Genomic DNA, 17,201 nt, shown 5'->3' on the forward strand with positions numbered 1-17,201 from the left:
TGAGGACGCGGTGGGATGCAGATCCTGAAACAACGAGAATCGGCATGGTGTGTCGCTTCATGAGAAGAAGTCGACCTCCTTAAGTGTAGGCTCGAAAGGAAGGGCTGAAAAGAGCATCGCAGCGTCTGGTGAGTTTGTCCGCTTGTGGTTGCATTCGCATGATAGTGGTCCAAGCTGAACTTGGAGCCCTCTTTCCCTCGGTATGAATTGCTCGATTGTCTGGTCGTGCCTCAGTCGTAAGGCGATGGTAGCACCGGAGATGTGTGCAAACGATGCGTGTAAACATTGTAATCAACTGGTGCATTTTGAGGACTTATATCGAGAGCATGCACATTCTGTTTGTGAGGGTTTCTCTTGGGGCGTGATGGATTTATCCGGTTGTGCGAGGAGTTTGCAAGACGATACAATTTCTAGATCAAACTCCACGGTAGACTTCACGCCCTGCCCTGCGACGAGCAGTCTATGAAGTCATAAAAGTTATCTTCATGACTGCGGAGAAGTTGATTGAGTAGTCCATTTGAGAAAGATGGCAGAGTTCCCCGGGTGCGAATTCAATCAGGATGAATCATGCGTGCATGTCAACATTGTGCTGCTCCGATTCCGACCTCAGCAAAAAAATGTTCGGAGTGTGGTCACGATCAGCAGGCAACAGTTGGCGGCGAGAGCGCGCTGAGCTTTCCAGAGTTGCAGTCTGTCATTGAAGATAACTCTCAACGCGATCAGTCGATTGCCCGGTTTTCTCTCTTCAGCCTGGTTGGCGGAGCGGTTTTGATTTCGCTCATCTCAGGGATTTCCGTGGGTAGTTTTGTATTGGGAGCATCTGCTTTCTTTGTCGCACTGCTGGCGCTCTTCATTCTTTTTCAGGTCATCGGCATCGATGTCAGCGTGTGACTGCGGACTCATTCTGAACAGGTGAGTCTGGCACCAATGCAGGGTGCATTGCACGTGTCATTCCCTGAGTGATTCAGGAACCAGCTTCAGGTTACCTGACTGATTCTAAACATTCTCGAAAGACCTGGATTGCGCGATCGACGTGCTCTTCGTTGATGTCGAGATGTGTGCAAGCGCGGAGTCGCTGTGAGCCTCCTACGGAGAAGAGTTTGACTCCATTTTCAGCGGCTCGTTTTTCCAGATCCGCTGCAGTTCCCCATTCAGGATTCACTTCAAAGTAGACGAGGTTCGTTTCAACCGCGTCGAGATCGATGTTCACATTGGGAATCTCAGCGAGTCCCGCTGCCAGGCGTTTTGCGTTTTGGTGATCTTCAACCAGTCGGTCTACATGATTCTCCAGAGCGTAGAGTCCCGATGCTGCGAGGATTCCAGCTTGCCGCAACGCTCCTCCCATCAGTTTTCTTGCACGGCGTGCGCGAGCGATCGTTTTCTGATCTCCAACTAAAATTGCTCCCATCGGGCAGCCGAGACCTTTAGAAAAGCAGACGGAAACGGTGTCGAACTGCTTCGCAACATCTGCAACAGGATAGCCTCGCACCGCACAGGCATTAAAAATTCTTGCCCCGTCGAGATGAGTTCGCAATTCGTTCGTGTGTGCCCAGTTGCAAACCCGTTCCAGCTGCGACAGAGAATAGGTTCGTCCTCCGGCGATGTTTGTGGAGTTCTCCAGGCAAAGCAGAGTTGTCGTTGCGTAGTGGTCGTCGCCTCTGCGAATCTCTCCTTGCAGATGCTCCACATCAAGCCGACCGCATTCTCCCGGAATGCATCGTGTGGTGACTCCACTGAGGACGGCAGGTGCGCCACTTTCGTAGATGCCGATATGCCCAGTCGTCTCGATCAGTAATTCGTCTCCGCGTTCACAATTGGCCCAGATCGCCATTTGGTTCGTTTGTGTCGCAGAGCAGGCGTAAACGGCAGCTTCCTTACCGAACATCTCTGCAACATGGGCTTCAAGCCGGTTGACAGTGGGGTCTTCACCAACCATGTCGTCGCCGACTTCAGCGGACATCATCGCTTCCCGCATTGCGAGAGTTGGTTTCGTAAACGTGTCGCTGCGAAGTTCAACGAGCATAGGAGTTTGGAGAAGTCAAAGGAGAGAGGAACTGCCCACTGCGGACATGCTTGGAGCGAGACACTATAGTTTCCAAGAAGTTCAATGTACAAAGTCGAGGGAAGCTTCGCCTTAGAGTGACGGGAGATCTCTCGCCGAGCGTGGCATCCAGTCGGCTGAAAAGGACATGAAACAGTAACCATGGAACATCAACATTGAAGTGAACTTCCAGAACTGCGGAAGCCACTTTTCCTGAATTCAAACTCCAGATTCGTCTATGACTGAGCCAATTCCTGAACTGAAAGCTTGTGGTGTTCTCCTTCTGCAGGGAGACCCCGTCCAATCGTTCCTCCTGATGAGGCACGCCGATCGCTGGGATCTTCCCAAAGGGCATCTCGATGGAAGTGAAACCGAGATCGAGTGCGCACTCCGGGAAATGGAAGAGGAAACAGGTCTCTCCAAAAACGACATTCAGATCGATCCGGAGTTCCGATACGTGGATCGGTACTATGTCAAAAATAAACGGACTCGGAATAAGAAAAAACTTAAGGAACTTGTCATCTTCCTCGCACGTATCGACTCGAAACCAAAGATCGAGGTCACTGAACACGAAGGATTCGAATGGTTCGAATGGTCTCCGCCACACGAAATTCAATGGAAAACGATCGATCCACTCCTCGCTCAAGTTGAAAAATTCTTCGAACTAAAGCAAAGCTCTTAAACAATTTCAATGTTTTACGTTCTCGTTGGAACTCTTCATGATTTTAGAGCATCTTTCGAATTGGTTTGCAGGATCTGCCTCGTGGCGAACAGCATTTTTATCAGAGAAATGCGTTCTTCACGGGCACACGGTAGAGCAAACTGCTCTATAAGCAAAACGACTTGGGAAGATGACGCTGTCGAGCGACAAACTTCCACGACCTGCGACTTCAATCAACTTATGAATTAAGGATTTCAATCATGAGACTTTGTCGATTTGAGCAGAACAGCGAAGCACATTTTGGTTTCTATACCGAAGATGCTATTGGACCGCTTTCCAATTTTGTACAGAAATCTGAAAGAGACATTCTGACTGCAGAGTCACTGGTCGATCTTCTACCCGGCGGAAAGTATTACGACCTGGTGATTTCGATGGAGTCTCGTGTCAGTGAGGATCTCATTCAGCGAGACGGCTTCAAGCTTGAAGATGTTCAATTACTTGTGCCGATTCCGAATCCTTCGAAACTGCTGCTGCTCGCGGGGAACTATGCCAAGCATGTTGAAGAGAGTGGTGGCCGGGCTGAAGAACGTGAGAAGACATTCCCGTACGTGTTCATGAAGCCACCCTCGACGACTCTCACAAACCCCGGCGACCCTGTTCGCATCCCCGCCTGCTCGCCAGATCAAATTGACTGGGAACTCGAGCTGGGAGTGGTCATCGGCACGAGATGTTCAGGCGTGACCGAGGAGGAGGCTCTTAACTTTGTGGCGGGATATACAGTCGTGAATGATATCTCGGACCGGGCGTTTCGTCCAAATCCTCAACGGGCTGAGCGATCTCGCGATCCTTTTTTCGACTGGTTACACGGAAAATGGCACGACACCTTCTGTCCGATGGGTCCGTGCATTCTCCCCGCTTCTGATTTCGAAGACCCACAAAACTTTCAGATGCAACTTCATGTGAACGGGCAGATCGAGCAGGATTCCTCGACGGCAGAGATGGTCTTTCCGGTCGCGGCTGTCGTATCTTTTATCTCAAATTTCGTCACTCTTGAGCCAGGTGACATCATTTCCACCGGGACTCCGGCGGGTGTTGGTAAGGCAAAAGGCAAGTTTCTTAAAGCTGGAGACACTCTGACCGCAAAAATAGAGGGAATAGGGGTCTTGGAGAATCCCGTTGTGTGACTTGTCGCAGTTTTTGCCGATTTTACAAGGCCTCAAAACCAATTGATGACCCTCGCCCAATTCACGTTGACGCAACTTACATCTTCTGCGAGATTTCCAATCCCATCGGGGCGGACTTCGTCCCAATCACACCTCAACCTATTAGATTCAAGATTTGGCTGATGGTCCAACCTGTCGTTGATCAACAACCCCGGCCAAACGGAACCGCAAAGGAGTGCAGTGACCGTGAAGAAACCTAGCCTGTGGATGACCGCATTTGTGGCCGCTGGATTGCTTGTTGCAGTCAACACAGCGTCCGCCCAGAATCAGCCTTCGGCCGCACATCAGGTCGGCCTGATTGATATGGCACACATTTTCAAGAACTACGAAAAGTTCAAAGCTGAAACCCAGGGACTTCAAGCGGCAGCTGAACAAGCTGAGCAAAAAGCTCAGGACATGGTTGCACAAATGAAGTCTGTTCAAGGACAGATGCAAGGACTGACAGCAAACAGCCCTGACTACAACGCAAAAGAAGCTCAGTTGATCGAACTTCAAACCAAACTTCAGGCTTTCCAACAAGTCGAACGTCGCGATATCGTTCGTAAGCAAGCTGAAGTTTACAAAAAGATCTACGTCGAAGTTCAAGACGCTGTTTCAATGTACGCCAAGCACTATGAGTACACATTGATCATGCGATTCAATCGTGAAGACGTCGCAGCTGCTGGCGATCCTCAGAAAATCATCCAAGGCATGAACCGACAAGTTGTCTGGCATCGCCCACAAGACGATCTGACCGATCCGATCCTTCAGTACCTGAACGATCAATACAACAAAACAGCAAGTGCTCGTTAAGACCCAACAGTCTACGAGACGCAAACAGCACTTCTGAAATTACTGTGACCCATCGGGAAACAATCACTTTTCAGATTTTGTGAGAGCGAATCAGCGAGAGCAATCCCAATCCTTGTCTTTCAGTTCTGCCTCACGGCGAACGACCTCTGAAGTCATGATGATCTTCACAGGTACGGCAAGTTTTGGGACTGGTTCTGAAAGACCAAGCAGGCGAGTTTTATTAAGCTCGTCTGTTTTTATGCGCGCAGCTGCTATTTGTTGAAATTTCGTTTTGATGAATCGGACCGATTGTTCTCGTCAGCTCTCGAACAACGTTTTCATCATCTGTTTCATCATCGTCGTACAGAGTGAAGTCAGTACGAAGTGGCGATCAAAATCGGGCAAATCACTCTGAGACTTGTGGAATGAAGTGCTTCCAGCTTTCGTATTTCGGCTGCATCAACTGGCGATTCAAAAGTGGGCTGCGTTTGGGCTTCGACGGTTTTTGAAGCAATGGCATCCCGGCCTCTTGTGGAGTTCGCCCTCCCTTGCTGACGTTGCAATCCAGGCAGGCACAAACGATGTTCTCCCACGTATCCGGACCGCCACGACTCTTTGGCATGACGTGATCCAGACTCAATCGTGGTGAACTGTATCGGTTGCCGCAATACTGGCAGCGATGGCCGTCTCGCAGGAAGATATTCCGACGATTGAACTTAACTGTGTTCTTCGGCAAACGATCGTAGGTGCTCAGGCGAATGACACGTGGGACCTGAATCTCGAAATTGACTGCGCGAATCCAATCTTCGTGATCTTTGCGTTCGCCCAGGTCGAGTTTCAGTTCGCAGTATTCTCTCCAGCCATCAAAGTCATAGGTCAGAAAACGACCGTTCTCAACATGAATGACTTCCGCGAGTTCTTTGAAGATCAAGCAGAATGCGCGGCGGACGGAGATGACATGCACCGCCATATAGTTACGGTTGAGTGCCAAGACCGCAGCCTGCATCGCTGGAGGAGAGCCAATTCTTGGTGATTTGGCTGCATCGCTCGCGGTGGAAGTGGAGGCAGATTTGTGACGCGCCTGGCTGACCATGCACGCTCCTTGGCCTGAATATGGCTCGACAAAAAAGTCCCTGCTTGTGAAGGACTCTGACCATCCTCTAAAGGGGGATAATTCTACCTGCAGAATGCTCCTCAAGCAACATATTTTCGATCTCCAGTGGTTTCGCCGGTTTGGAATTCATTAGAATTCATCAGAGACCTGAACAGGAATCTGAACAATTCTCACCCCCCCCTGACGCTGTCCCCGACAGAGAACGGAGTGGGACATCGACCGCTTTACAACTTCAAATCACCATTTTCGGAGACCGGAATGTCCTTGCGCTCAATGACCACTTTTTTCAACGCGACCGTTCTTTTTGCAGCTGGATTATTGATTGTGACAACCATGACAGAATCCGGGTTCGCCCAAGATCAGAAACAAACTCCGGCAGCGAAGCCTAAACGAAAACCGAATCCCGCTTTTGCAAAAGTTGTCGACGACCCGAAACTTCCCCGCGTCCTGCTGATCGGAGATTCAATTTCCATTGGCTACACCGTGGATGTGCAGAAGCAGCTTAAGGGGATCGCAAACGTTCATCGAATTCCACAAAATGGCGGACCGACCACTCTTGGCCTTCAAAAGATTGAGGCCTGGCTGGGCGATTCCAAATGGGATGTCATCCACTTCAACTGGGGACTGCATGACCTCAAGCACGTCAACGCCAAGAAGCAATTGGTTGGCGTCGATGAAGGTGAGTATCAGGTTCCTCTTCCCGAGTACGAAAAGAATCTCACCAAACTCGTCGAAAGGTTAGAAAAAACGGGAGCGAAGTTGATCTGGAGAAGCACCACGCCTGTCCCTGAAGGAGCCAAAGGCCGCATCCCGGGAGACTCCGAGAAATACAACGCCGTCGCAGCCAAGATTATGGCAAAGCATAACATCCCGACTGACGATCAGTTTTCCTTCGTGAAACCACAAATGGACAAGCTGATGCTCCCGGCAAACGTCCACTTTAAGCCATCCGGCTCCGCAGCATTAGGAAAGCAGGCAGCGGAGTCAATCAAGAAAGCATTGCCAAACTAGAGCAGTTTGCTCTACCGTGTGCCCGTGAAGAACGTATTTCTCTAAGCAGGAGGCTTGAACGTGGGAGCCTCGCTATCGAGTCGTTTCTTTTGCTCAATGATCATCCGTTTTCGGTCAGATCGCTGAACGATGTAGAGCACGAGAAAAAGAATCACGATTCCGGAAGCGAGCCCCCAAAAAATGAATCGATTTGTGTTGCCGGAATCGATCGCTTCCGGTTGTGGCTTCACGGTGACCGTTTTGGCGAGGATTAACGGAGCGACGCGGTTTGCATTGTCGCTGGAGGGATAGACATACGTCTTCAAGAAATATCCGGATACTGTGACCCCTTCGATAAGATCTCCGCTGATGGGGAGATTGTCCGGTTTTTCAAGAAAGACAATGGCTGCGGGATGTGTTTGCGAATCGTCTGTATAGATCATCGACTCGTAAAGTTTTTCGATGCCATAGTCATTTTCGTAGGCGTCATACTCAATCGTTTGCAGCACATGTCCGGTGAGATGTACCGGCTGACCGCGAAATGCTTTCGGGTTCCGAATCATATCGGGAAACGTCAGCAGCTTCGATTGCTCACGCCGCTTCTTTAGAAACTGGCGCCCCGCTTCGGCCAGCTCCGCTTGAGAGGCTTCCCGCGCCTGATTCAATAATCCGTAGTACGCAACATTATCGTTCCCATCCAACGGCGAGTGATCTCTCACAAACGCGAGAGCAAGCGGATCATCCTTCGTTGGCTCAGCCTTCGCAGGCTCGAACTCCTGTGCAATCAGCATGGAACCGGCTGCGACCAGGCAGAACGAAGCGAGTAGCGACAGGCGATATTTTGGAATGTTGAACATACTTTGACGATACCCAATTTAATGCACCAATACTATGGAACTCGCATCCCCGATGCACCCTGCTGCGTTATCATGCTTTACTTGCTGGTTCCTTCTTCTTGTGACTCCGAAGCGATCTCATCGGAAATCTCATCCTCTGCCGAGGCAGGTTTTTCTGGGTAGAGGTAAGCGACCGGAATGAACAGGACCGCAGTCACAAACATCAGTTGTGCCCAGAACCAGTGGTAGTCTGAACCTTCGAGGGTCACCGCGCCGCCGGCTGTGATCGAGCCTGCGATTTCTGTGTTTGGGATATTTCCGCGTTTCGTTTCAACCTCTTTTCGCCCCTCTTCGCCGCTGAGTTCGATGATTCGCTTCTCTTTCCAGGTGTACGCCTCAGGGTTTTCAGTGACATCCTTCGGGTCAACGCGATTCACCACGCAATTCAGGGTGACATCCCAAGGTGTCTGGAGTTTCTTGTCAGCACCGGATGAAAGGAGTCGATATCGATTGCGAGTCAACTGTTCATAGCTGATCTGTTCTCCGTAGGTGTCTTTGATTCCGGTGATGAGTTCTTGCCCCGCTTCTACAGACGGAAGCGTATCGTTGTTTGCTAAAAATGCCTCATCGATAACAGCTTTCGCTTTGTTGAGCTGTTCATCCTCGGAAGTCGCGAGTTGCAGCAGGTTCTCAAATTTTCCAAAGTCTAAAACGAAATCGTCCTTCGTTCCGAACTCGCCATCATAACCTGCGACGCGCAGAATTTTGGCGACCTCATCAGAGTGTGCGTCTGTCAGCGGTTCCCTTTTTGTTTTCCAAACCTGAACCACTTCTTTTTCCTCGCCGACGGTTTTGAACGACTTGGACTCTTTCAAGACCTCGTTGATACTCGGAATCTGGATGAACTCGTTGACCTGTGCCGTCACGACATTTCCCAGAGCGACGAATGCTAGCCACAACGACATCACGATCGATTTCATCGACTTCGGAGCCTGAGCGTAAGAGAACTCAAGGCCAGTGATGGAGACCATGATTTCGCTGGCGGTGATCAGGACATACGCCAAAATTTGCCAGGAGATCGATGGGTAGCCCCCCTTTTCAATCCATTGCTCGACGACTGCGGATAGTGCAAAGGAGGAAGTTGCCAGAAACAGTCCGATCGAGAACTTTCTCAGCTGTGTCAGCCGGAAGACTTTATTGATGGCTGGGTAAATGACGAACTGAAAGAGCGGAATCATCAGCATCACGAGAACCGGGTTCGCAATTTGAATCTGTTCTTTCAGGACTTCAAAACCAAACACGTTGCGATTCATATTTTCTGCTTGCAACACCCAGGTCGAGCTTGTTTGGTCGAATAAAGCCCAGAAGACGCTCGCAAACACGAAGACAGCTGAGATTTTCGCGAGTGTCCAGAGACCGGTACTACTGAAGAGGTCATCTAAAAGTTTCGTTCTGGCGGGCGGGATATGCACAAAGACTTTGCGTCCCATCCAGAACATCAGCGTCGCAATCGCCATCAAGACACCAGGAACTCCGAAGGCGATGTGCGGTCCGTACCATTCCAACAGCCAGGGGACCATAAAGGTCGAAATTGTCGATCCGAAGTTAATCGAGAAGTAGAACCACTGATACACCTTGGACATCATGTGTTCATTTTTCTTGCCGAACTGGTCCCCCACATGTGCAGAGACACACGGCTTGATTCCACCTGATCCAATCGCAATCAGAATCAGTCCGAGCCACATATAGTTCGTCGGCGACATCCCGGGGCTTCCGACCAGTGCCAGCGCACCATGGCCCAGACAGTAAATGACTGAGACCCATAGAATCAGCTTATATTTCCCGGTGATGGCATCCGAAATGAGCGCCCCGAGAATCGGAAAGAAGTAGACGGTAGAAACGAACGTATGGTAATGCGCTGTTGCTTCTGCGTTACTCATCGCCGGGAGCAACTTATCTGACATCAAGTGCAGGTACTCGGTCAGAAAGACAACCAGAATGGCCCGCATTCCGTAATAGCTGAACCGCTCGGCCGCTTCGTTGCCGACGATGTAAGGAATCCCCGGTGGCATCTTGTCCGTTTCGGGGGGGACCGTGATGTACTTTTCTGCAGCCATCCTGCTTTCCCTGCTGGTGTTGAGAGTCGATTCGCAACCATTGATGAGTGGTGACTTTACAGATTGATCAGGCTTGGAACAAACCCGCAAGCTCGATTGCTTCCAGAGGGCGTTGCAATTCCGCAGCACGATGCGTTCTTGCATCGCGGTGCCTAAGTGCTGGATTTCTATGAGGATACATCAACTGCCTGAGGACGGGAGATTGGCGTGTTGCCGATTTACCTCACGGCACCTGAGGCATTCTGCTTCGTGATAAGAAAATTTAACACGTCAAGAGTGAGGTGTAACGTGTTTCTGTTAGACAAGTTATGGCGCCCTGCTCTGTCTCGTGTAAAGAAATCGAAACGGGTTGCGGCACACTTTGGCACCCTCTCTGCTTTATCTCTTTCACATCAAACAAAACACTCCACAACTTTAAGGAATACATCGATGAAAACTTTCAACCAACTCCTCAACGACGAAGCCGGTTTCATTGTCTCAGCTGAACTCATTCTGGTTGCCACTATCGTCGTCCTCGGACTGATCGTTGGCCTCGCGGAACTTTCAATGAACATTAATCATGAGCTGGAAGACGTCGGAACGGCCTTCAACAACATGCAGCAAAGCTATTCATTCGACGGAACAAGTGGGCACAAAGGCTCGATCCTGGGAAGTAGCTTCGACGACAGTTATGACTTCTGCTCCAGCGAATGTGATGTTAACTAATCAGCGATCAGGAATATGAATGCGAACAGGTCCGCTCTCAAAAGCTCTCACAAACCTCTCTCGCTCTCACATAAGCGACGTTCGAATTTCGGGCGTCGCTTTTTCTCGTTGGGAGATTTCCTGATTTTTTGTTAGGATGGCTCGTTCAGATTCCCAGCGGAGAATTCTCTGGTAATACAGTGTGTGAAATCAGCCGCCAGGCGCTAGCCTCGGTTCAATGAACAATCGACTCGATCCAAGGCTATCGCCTTGCGGCTCATGAAGAATTCTCGCTGGAGATTTGATCTGGCCGCCTAAACAGAAACAACTGAAGAAACCAATGCTTGAATCGATCACCGAAAATCTGACAAATGCCATCGGAAACATCACTCGCGGGAAACTGAGTGAGGGGAACATCCGCGAAGGGATGGGTGAAGTCCGCAAAGCATTGCTTGAAGCAGACGTCAACTACGATGTCGCGAAAGCATTTTGCGACCGGGTGACTGAGCAGGCTGTCGGAGACAAGGTCCTCAAGTCGCTGAAGCCGGGCGAGCAAATCGTCGGGATTGTTTACAACGAACTCGTCAACCTCATGGGGCCGGTTGATCATTCCATCGCGATCCGTCGGGGCGAAACCTCCATCATCATGATGTGTGGACTTCAGGGGGCCGGAAAAACGACGACTTGCGGTAAGCTCGCAAAAATGCTGCTGGCTGAAGGCGCAAAGCCAATGCTCGTCGCAGCCGACCTTCAGCGACCCGCCGCGATTGAACAGCTCAAGGTGATTGGGGAACAGGTCGGAGTCCCGGTTTACTGGGAAGAGGCCAGTTCGAGCACACCAGTCAAAGTGTGCCAAAACGCTAAGAAAGCAGCCAAGCAGCAAGACTGCAACGTCATCATTCTCGATACCGCTGGGCGATTGCATATTGACGATTCCTTGATGAAGGAATTGATTCAAATCGACAATAAGTTGATGCCGAATCAGGTGTTGCTCGTTTGCGATGCGATGACCGGACAGGATGCTGTCAACAGTGCCAAAGCATTTAATGACGCCCTCGAGCTCGATGGTGTCATCCTCACCAAACTCGACGGGGATACACGCGGCGGGGCAGCCCTTTCGGTCAAAGCGGTCACGGGCGTTCCCATCAAATTTGCAGGGATGGGAGAGAAACTCGACCTGCTCGAACCATTTCATCCAGACCGGATGGCGCAGCGAATTCTCGGTCAGGGTGATATCGCCACGCTTCTGGAAACAGCTCAGCGGCACATGGATGCCGATGAACTGGAAGCTCAGCAAAAGAAAATGCTGGAGGGCAAGTTCGACCTCAACGACTTCATGAAGGCCATGGGCCAAATCCAGAAAATGGGGTCGATGAAGTCAATCATGAAACTGATTCCCGGGATGGGACAACTCAGCCAGGCCATGGATGCCATGGACGGAATGGACCCGGACAAAGACATCAAACGTGTTAAGGCAATGATCTCCTCAATGACCGAGGACGAACGCCGAAATCCGGAAAAAATTGACCGCTCACGCCGCAACCGAATTGCAACCGGAAGTGGAGCGGACCCGGCAGAAATCAACGACTTGCTCAAGCAATTCAAAGATATGTCGGGCATGATGCAGCAAATGGCAGGTATGGGAATGGGGGACCGCATGAAGGCGATGCGGGATATCCAAAACGAAGCCATGAATCCCAACAGCCGCTCGATGTCGCAAGGAAAACAGCGCAGCAAGCGAGGCGAGACAACGAAAGACGCCCTGCGTGAAAAGAAAAAGAAAGAACGACAACGCCAAAAGAAGAACCGCAAGCGTAAGAAGTAAAACGCTGGTTCATGCCTGTTCAGGCTGTCGAATGCAAAACCTGAGGAGCGGAAAACACTGCGTCAACGTGCCGCCTTGTGAACATTCAGCGAGTTCCCTGGCAGTCGTTGTCTGACGCTTTCTGGCAACTCTGCCTGCAACCTTACGCGAGGCCGAGTCGTTCCCACAGATTCTTGCGAATTCTCTTGGATTTCCCGGCTTTGAAGTCACCGCTGCACCGTTCATCAAGCTCCTTGGCAACGAGTCGACACGCTTTGTAGGTCGATGAAGTTCCACTCCCGAAGCGAGAGTACAACGTCCGAAATTCCTGTCGATCATCGGTGGCGGTTTCGAAGATGGAAGCTGGAGTCCAGGAATTCTCGAAGAGCGGAGGAAGTTCACCGTTGGCTGCTGCCGATTCGATGCCGGGGAAATTCGTCTGATACTGCTGCCGTCGCTTGTCGCTGAAGTTTCTTAATATGCCGATGTTTGACGGGCTTCCGTCCCCGGTTAACGTCTGCACGTATTCAATCATTTCGAACGTGTTTGGCAAAGCGTTCAGCGAGATGTGAGTCGGCTTCACCGGGACAACGACATGATCGCTCATCACCATTCCGTTCATGGCGATGACTTGTGTCTTTTGCAAATTTCCCGGCATGTCGATCAAGACGTAATCGAACCCCTTCAATGCCGGTTTCAGGTACTTCAAAAAGAGCGAGTGATCGCGATTCCACTTCATCTGCTCTTCGAGTTCAAACGCCTTCGAGCCATCCGGAACCATGACAGCGATTTCCGCGAGTGGGGCTCGTTTGGAATCGGTCGCAGGACGCCAGGTGAGAAATGGTTCGACATCTTCAATCTCTTTCCGCTGATGCAATATCTGTTGCATCAACTCGACAGAAGTTCTTTGCTCACGGATTGCATTCTTCACCGACAAGTGCCCTAACAACGCACACGAACTCGAGGCTTGTCCGTCCAGATCGATCAGCAGCACTTTTTTCTTACGGTTTGCAGCGAGGAATTCTGTAAGACCTACTGAAACAGTTGATTTCCCCTCGCCACCCTTGTTGTTGTAGATCGAAACAATTTTCATTTGGTACCCGTTTTCTCAGACTCAAATTTCACGGCTGTGTGTGATCCGGAACTGTGATACATCAGCGAATACAGATTATTCTTCCTTTCTGAACAATTGAAGCAGCAATTGAGATGAGTGACAGAAATTCGAACGAATCTCTCTCAATGAACGGAATATGATGCCTTTCCTAATGAGATTCGCAGCGATTCAGAGCACATCTGGGCGATCACTCCCGATTCCCTGAACTCGAATCGGGTGACCTGTCTCTTGCTTGCCAATTGTCTACAATCTGCCAAATTCCCTCAATTCCCTGAACCTTCGACGTTTTCAATCTCTCATCGACAGGTTGGGAGACTCCTTATTTCTTCGCTCTCCAAAACCTGAAAAAGTGATCTCCACGAGCATCACAAGCATTAAAAATGCTCGAGTGAATCACAGCGTTTCCAGAATTCTTGTCTGCGTTTCTGAGTGTCTGTTTTATGTCTCGCGTTCGAACTCGAAAGGTGTCACCAGAACTTCTTACGGGAAATCTGCGCGCAACGGTTTTCTTTCTGGCATTGCCGGTTTTAGGTGAGCAGGTCCTGAATTTTCTGGTCGGTTTTTACGACGTCTATCTTGCCGGTCATCTGGCTGGAGATATTCGCACCGATGCGACTGCTGCTGTTGGAGTGGCTGCCTATGTTGGCTGGCTGGCGTCGATGCTCTTCGCAGTTGTGGGAAACGGAACGACGGCACTCATTTCACGAGCTTGGGGTTCTGATGACCGGGAACAGGCGAATCTCGTAGCGAATCGATCCGCCCTGCTCTCTCTGGTTTCGGGACTGGTCTTCATGTTGCTGATCATTCCGACCGCTCCCTGGTTGATCGGGTTTATGGGGCTCAAAGGAAATGCAGCTTTGATCGCTGTGCGATATTTGCGAATCGATGCCATTGGCTTGCTCTTTTCAAGCTTGAGCCTAGTTCTGGCGGCAGCGTTTCGAGGATGTGGTGACATGAAAACGCCGATGTGGGTCTTCGGATCGGTCAGCATTCTGAATGTCATCATCTCGACAATTTTCGTCAATGGCTGGGGGATCATTCCGGCCTTGGGAGTCGATGGAATTGTTACCGGGACGCTCATAGCCCGCGTCAGTGGTGGAGTCTTCATTCTGATTCTGTTTGCGAAAGGGACTTCCGGACTCTCGTTGAAGCTCGACCAATTGCGATTAAGGGGGGAGACCGTCCGCCGCATTCTCTCGATTGGTATTCCGTCAGCTGTCGAAGGGCTTGTGATGTGGATGGGGCACGCAATGTTTTTGCGAGTCATTTCAGAAATCGGCCAAACGGAATTCGCAGCCCACATCATTGGTGTTCGCGTCGAAGCGATTACCTACTTGCCAGCGGTCGCTTATGGAGCAGCTGCAGCAACGATGGTCGGGCAGTCGCTGGGGGCTGCAGATCGAGACCGCGCTGTAAAAGCAGGTCATGAAGCAGCTATGCAGTGTGCAATTCTGGGAGTGTTCATCACATTGTGGTTCACACTCGGGGCAGACTGGATCTACACGATGATGCACAAGGATCAGGCTGTCAGAGATGTCGGTATCCCGGCATTCCGAATCGTCGGCCTATTCCAGATTCCGCTGATCCTGTCGATCGTTTACTTCGCAGCCATTCGCGGCGCAGGAGAGACCCGTTTCCCGTTGTATGTCGCATTGGTCACTACTTATTTGGTGCGAGTTCCTTTGGGATATTATTTCGGTATTCACTTGGGGATGGGACTGATGGGAGCCTGGGTTGGAATGAATGCAGACATGTTTGTGCGGGGAGTGCTGGCGACATGGCGATTCTGGTCGAAACGCTGGCTCCTCACAAAAGTTTGACGAAGCGGTCGCGCCTGTGGGAGCAGCAACAGCTCGGTTGGACAAGTTGTAGCTGCTGGTTGAAGATCGATAGCCAAATTAAAATAAGGGCCTCGTTCTGCTTCGTGGGCATGCCCGATTTCCCACAACCTGGCAGCGATTACCTTTTCGCCTTCGCATCTGGGGGCAATTCAGGCAATCGGATCACTTCTAAACAGCTCAACGTTGTAAGAAGTCTGCTAAAATCAATATGCTTCCAACAGTTGGTAATGCCGTTTCGTAAAAACATTGACTGTTGAAGTTTTGTTTGTCGAAACCGGGTTGCCAGCCAGGACCAGAAGAACACTATGCTGGAGATTGTTGATGACTGAGCAAACCGAACAACAGCGACGTTACAAAGAATTCATGGAGCTCTTGCCTCTCACCCTCAATTTGGCAGGTTTGCCACCGAGCGAAATTGGCAAATACTATAATCAGGAGCAGATCGAAACTCGCCTGTTCGCACTGCGACACGCCTACAAGGCTGCTCGAGGTCTTGTCCGCGAATTAGTCACGAAATAAATAGAACTGATCCGGTAACTTGAATTTGCTCTCTCAAACTTTGAGAAAAGCGTCTGTTTCAAAGATTTCCGGGCTGGTTCTTTAAGAATGTGTATGCGTTCTGTCTCGTGGAGGTAGGCGATTCATGACATGAAAATCACTCTTCACGGACACAAAAACACGAAAGTGTATTAAGGAGCATTGAGCATGTGGTTCACCGAAAACGCCTGGCAGCCAATGCTCTTCTTGACGCTGGCCGGGATGATGTTCGGGATGGTCTGGTATCGACGATTGCAAACCCGTTACCTGATCGCAATGGCCGCTTGCTTCCTCCTGGTTGGTGTCACCTGGTTTGTTGAAGGTGCCATTGTCACTGAACGGGAGAAAGTTCGGAACTCGGTTGTCGCGATTACAACATCGTTTCAGCAACGCAATCTGGAACAAACTTTAACTCACGTTTCCAGGCAAGCGAGAGGTCTTCAATTGCTCATCAGCTCGGCTCATAACCTCGTTAAGGTTCGCGACGATATGCGAGTCACTGACATTGAAATTGACTTACTGAACGACAATACCCGAGCCAAAACACGATTTCGAGTGAACGCCACAATTGAAGCAATTGGACAAAGCTATGTTGGTCATCAGCCCACCCGATGGGAAGCGACGTGGCAGCTCGAGGAGGGAGAATGGCGCATTATCAACATTCTGCAACTTGACCCCATCAACGGAAATGTGATCACTGATTTTTCAGAAGAACGCAATTGGGCATTACGAATGTTCGGTAACAATTAATGTTAATGTGTGAGCAGCTTGCTCTAGTAGACCTACACTCTCTGACCGACAACTCAATTAAATTTCATGACTAGGGAATCGACCAACGTGCCACTGAAACTTGCTGTTCTGATTTCTGGTGGTGGGTCGACGATGATCAATCTGCAACGAAACATTCAGGCTGGGTCTCTGAATGCGTCGATCCCGCTGGTCATCGCCAGTCGACCCTGCACTGGAATCGAAAAGGCAGAGAGCGCAGGACTGACTGCAGTCACTCTGTCACCGAAGTCTTTCGCTTCAACCGATGAGTACAGCCAGAAACTCTTTTCAGTTGTTCGCGATGTTGATGCCGACCTCGTCATTCTGGCCGGCTTCCTGAGCAAGATCATCATTCCAGATGATTTCGCAAATCGAGTCATGAATATTCATCCCAGCCTTCTCCCTGCGTTTTGTGGAAAAGGAATGTATGGACACCGCGTGCACGAGGCTGTCATTACTCGTGGCTGTAAAATCTCTGGTTGTACGGTTCATTTTTGTGATAATGAATACGATCACGGCCCCATCATTTTACAGCAGACGGTTCCCGTCGACGCCACTGATAATGCAGATTCACTCGCTGAGCGAGTCCAGGCCGCCGAATGCGAAGCCTACCCCGCAGCGATTCAACTTTATGCAGAAAATCGACTCCTGGTGAAAGAGGGGCGAGTTCATATCGTGAATGAATCCTGAACCTATAAAT

General features: G+C 50.3%; 16 protein-coding genes. 11 read left to right on the forward strand and 5 right to left on the reverse strand.

What is annotated here, in order from left to right; translation table 11 throughout:
- Positions 1–567: 567 nt before the first annotated feature.
- Positions 568–891, forward strand: coding sequence for a hypothetical protein (locus ACN0YR_RS07865; RefSeq protein ID WP_145204812.1), 324 nt, complete (start codon positions 568–570; stop codon positions 889–891).
- Between the two features lie 91 nt (positions 892–982).
- Here the strand turns inward: ACN0YR_RS07865 and ACN0YR_RS07870 are convergent, their stop codons facing one another.
- Complete coding sequence (locus tag ACN0YR_RS07870; protein WP_417848656.1) at positions 983–2,023, reverse strand: threonine aldolase family protein; 1,041 nt, start codon at positions 2,021–2,023, stop codon at positions 983–985.
- A 256-nt stretch (positions 2,024–2,279) separates the two neighbouring features.
- Here ACN0YR_RS07870 and ACN0YR_RS07875 point away from each other — a divergent pair, with 256 nt between their 5' ends.
- From ACN0YR_RS07875 to ACN0YR_RS07885, 3 genes are all read left to right on the forward strand, one after another.
- Positions 2,280–2,723, forward strand: coding sequence for a bis(5'-nucleosyl)-tetraphosphatase (locus tag ACN0YR_RS07875; protein WP_417848657.1), 444 nt, complete (start codon positions 2,280–2,282; stop codon positions 2,721–2,723).
- A gap of 239 nt (positions 2,724–2,962) precedes the next feature.
- Positions 2,963–3,886: a fumarylacetoacetate hydrolase family protein gene (locus ACN0YR_RS07880; protein WP_417848658.1), complete on the forward strand. Its 924-nt coding sequence runs from the start codon at positions 2,963–2,965 to the stop codon at positions 3,884–3,886.
- Between the two features lie 225 nt (positions 3,887–4,111).
- Positions 4,112–4,717 (forward strand): OmpH family outer membrane protein, encoded by a 606-nt coding sequence (locus ACN0YR_RS07885; RefSeq protein WP_145204821.1) that lies wholly within the window; start codon positions 4,112–4,114, stop codon positions 4,715–4,717.
- A 385-nt stretch (positions 4,718–5,102) separates the two neighbouring features.
- Here ACN0YR_RS07885 and ACN0YR_RS07890 read toward each other — a convergent pair whose 3' ends face one another.
- Positions 5,103–5,789, reverse strand: coding sequence for an HNH endonuclease (locus ACN0YR_RS07890; protein ID WP_417848659.1), 687 nt, complete (start codon positions 5,787–5,789; stop codon positions 5,103–5,105).
- A gap of 279 nt (positions 5,790–6,068) precedes the next feature.
- On the opposite strand from ACN0YR_RS07890, the gene ACN0YR_RS07895 reads away from it, so the two are divergent.
- On the forward strand, positions 6,069–6,821 hold the full coding sequence (locus ACN0YR_RS07895; RefSeq protein WP_417848660.1) for an SGNH/GDSL hydrolase family protein: 753 nt from the start codon (positions 6,069–6,071) through the stop codon (positions 6,819–6,821).
- A gap of 41 nt (positions 6,822–6,862) precedes the next feature.
- Here ACN0YR_RS07895 and ACN0YR_RS07900 read toward each other — a convergent pair whose 3' ends face one another.
- Together ACN0YR_RS07900 and ACN0YR_RS07905 are read right to left on the reverse strand one after the other, a co-directional pair.
- The gene (locus tag ACN0YR_RS07900) at positions 6,863–7,657 is read right to left on the reverse strand and encodes a hypothetical protein (protein WP_417848661.1); all 795 of its coding nucleotides are present in this window, start codon (positions 7,655–7,657) and stop codon (positions 6,863–6,865) included.
- 77 nt (positions 7,658–7,734) lie between these two features.
- On the reverse strand, positions 7,735–9,753 hold the full coding sequence (locus ACN0YR_RS07905) for a POT family MFS transporter (protein WP_417848662.1): 2,019 nt from the start codon (positions 9,751–9,753) through the stop codon (positions 7,735–7,737).
- Positions 9,754–10,182: 429 nt separating this feature from the next.
- On the opposite strand from ACN0YR_RS07905, the gene ACN0YR_RS07910 reads away from it, so the two are divergent.
- Both ACN0YR_RS07910 and ffh read left to right on the forward strand, forming a co-directional pair.
- Positions 10,183–10,458: a branched-chain amino acid aminotransferase gene (locus ACN0YR_RS07910; RefSeq protein WP_417848663.1), complete on the forward strand. Its 276-nt coding sequence runs from the start codon at positions 10,183–10,185 to the stop codon at positions 10,456–10,458.
- Between the two features lie 319 nt (positions 10,459–10,777).
- Positions 10,778–12,262 carry a signal recognition particle protein gene (ffh, locus tag ACN0YR_RS07915; protein ID WP_417848664.1) on the forward strand — a complete coding sequence of 495 codons (1,485 nt, stop codon included), beginning with the start codon at positions 10,778–10,780 and terminating at the stop codon, positions 12,260–12,262.
- A 142-nt stretch (positions 12,263–12,404) separates the two neighbouring features.
- On the opposite strand, the gene ACN0YR_RS07920 is transcribed toward ffh, so the two are convergent.
- Positions 12,405–13,334 (reverse strand): ParA family protein, encoded by a 930-nt coding sequence (locus tag ACN0YR_RS07920; protein WP_417848665.1) that lies wholly within the window; start codon positions 13,332–13,334, stop codon positions 12,405–12,407.
- Between the two features lie 461 nt (positions 13,335–13,795).
- Here ACN0YR_RS07920 and ACN0YR_RS07925 point away from each other — a divergent pair, with 461 nt between their 5' ends.
- The 4 genes from ACN0YR_RS07925 to purN all read left to right on the forward strand — a co-directional run bounded on the left by ACN0YR_RS07925 (position 13,796) and on the right by purN (position 17,191).
- Entirely contained in the window at positions 13,796–15,175 is a 1,380-nt protein-coding gene (locus tag ACN0YR_RS07925) for an MATE family efflux transporter (RefSeq protein ID WP_417848666.1), read from the forward strand.
- Between the two features lie 342 nt (positions 15,176–15,517).
- The gene (locus tag ACN0YR_RS07930; RefSeq protein ID WP_145204231.1) at positions 15,518–15,715 is read left to right on the forward strand and encodes a hypothetical protein; all 198 of its coding nucleotides are present in this window, start codon (positions 15,518–15,520) and stop codon (positions 15,713–15,715) included.
- Positions 15,716–15,901: 186 nt separating this feature from the next.
- Positions 15,902–16,483, forward strand: coding sequence for a hypothetical protein (locus ACN0YR_RS07935; protein WP_417848667.1), 582 nt, complete (start codon positions 15,902–15,904; stop codon positions 16,481–16,483).
- 87 nt (positions 16,484–16,570) lie between these two features.
- On the forward strand, positions 16,571–17,191 hold the full coding sequence (gene purN / locus ACN0YR_RS07940; protein ID WP_417848668.1) for a phosphoribosylglycinamide formyltransferase: 621 nt from the start codon (positions 16,571–16,573) through the stop codon (positions 17,189–17,191).
- The last annotated feature ends 10 nt before the right edge of the window (positions 17,192–17,201 follow it).

Origin of the sequence: Thalassoglobus sp., assembly GCF_048270125.1 — a bacterium.
Taxonomy (GTDB): Bacteria; Planctomycetota; Planctomycetia; order Planctomycetales; family Planctomycetaceae; genus Thalassoglobus.

Excerpts from the sequence above, each read along its gene's own strand:
- ACN0YR_RS07865 (WP_145204812.1), top strand. The coding sequence starts at position 568 with ATGCGTGCATGTCAACATTGTGCTGCTCCGATTCCGACCTCAGCAAAA.
- ACN0YR_RS07875 (WP_417848657.1), top strand. The coding sequence starts at position 2,280 with ATGACTGAGCCAATTCCTGAACTGAAAGCTTGTGGTGTTCTCCTTCTG.
- ACN0YR_RS07920 (WP_417848665.1), bottom strand. The coding sequence starts at position 13,334 with ATGAAAATTGTTTCGATCTACAACAACAAGGGTGGCGAGGGGAAATCA.
- ACN0YR_RS07895 (WP_417848660.1), top strand. The coding sequence starts at position 6,069 with ATGTCCTTGCGCTCAATGACCACTTTTTTCAACGCGACCGTTCTTTTT.
- ACN0YR_RS07870 (WP_417848656.1), bottom strand. The coding sequence starts at position 2,023 with ATGCTCGTTGAACTTCGCAGCGACACGTTTACGAAACCAACTCTCGCA.
- ACN0YR_RS07900 (WP_417848661.1), bottom strand. The coding sequence starts at position 7,657 with ATGTTCAACATTCCAAAATATCGCCTGTCGCTACTCGCTTCGTTCTGC.
- ACN0YR_RS07880 (WP_417848658.1), top strand. The coding sequence starts at position 2,963 with ATGAGACTTTGTCGATTTGAGCAGAACAGCGAAGCACATTTTGGTTTC.
- ACN0YR_RS07925 (WP_417848666.1), top strand. The coding sequence starts at position 13,796 with ATGTCTCGCGTTCGAACTCGAAAGGTGTCACCAGAACTTCTTACGGGA.
- ffh (WP_417848664.1), top strand. The coding sequence starts at position 10,778 with ATGCTTGAATCGATCACCGAAAATCTGACAAATGCCATCGGAAACATC.
- ACN0YR_RS07930 (WP_145204231.1), top strand. The coding sequence starts at position 15,518 with ATGACTGAGCAAACCGAACAACAGCGACGTTACAAAGAATTCATGGAG.
- ACN0YR_RS07905 (WP_417848662.1), bottom strand. The coding sequence starts at position 9,753 with ATGGCTGCAGAAAAGTACATCACGGTCCCCCCCGAAACGGACAAGATG.
- ACN0YR_RS07890 (WP_417848659.1), bottom strand. The coding sequence starts at position 5,789 with ATGGTCAGCCAGGCGCGTCACAAATCTGCCTCCACTTCCACCGCGAGC.
- ACN0YR_RS07910 (WP_417848663.1), top strand. The coding sequence starts at position 10,183 with ATGAAAACTTTCAACCAACTCCTCAACGACGAAGCCGGTTTCATTGTC.
- ACN0YR_RS07935 (WP_417848667.1), top strand. The coding sequence starts at position 15,902 with ATGTGGTTCACCGAAAACGCCTGGCAGCCAATGCTCTTCTTGACGCTG.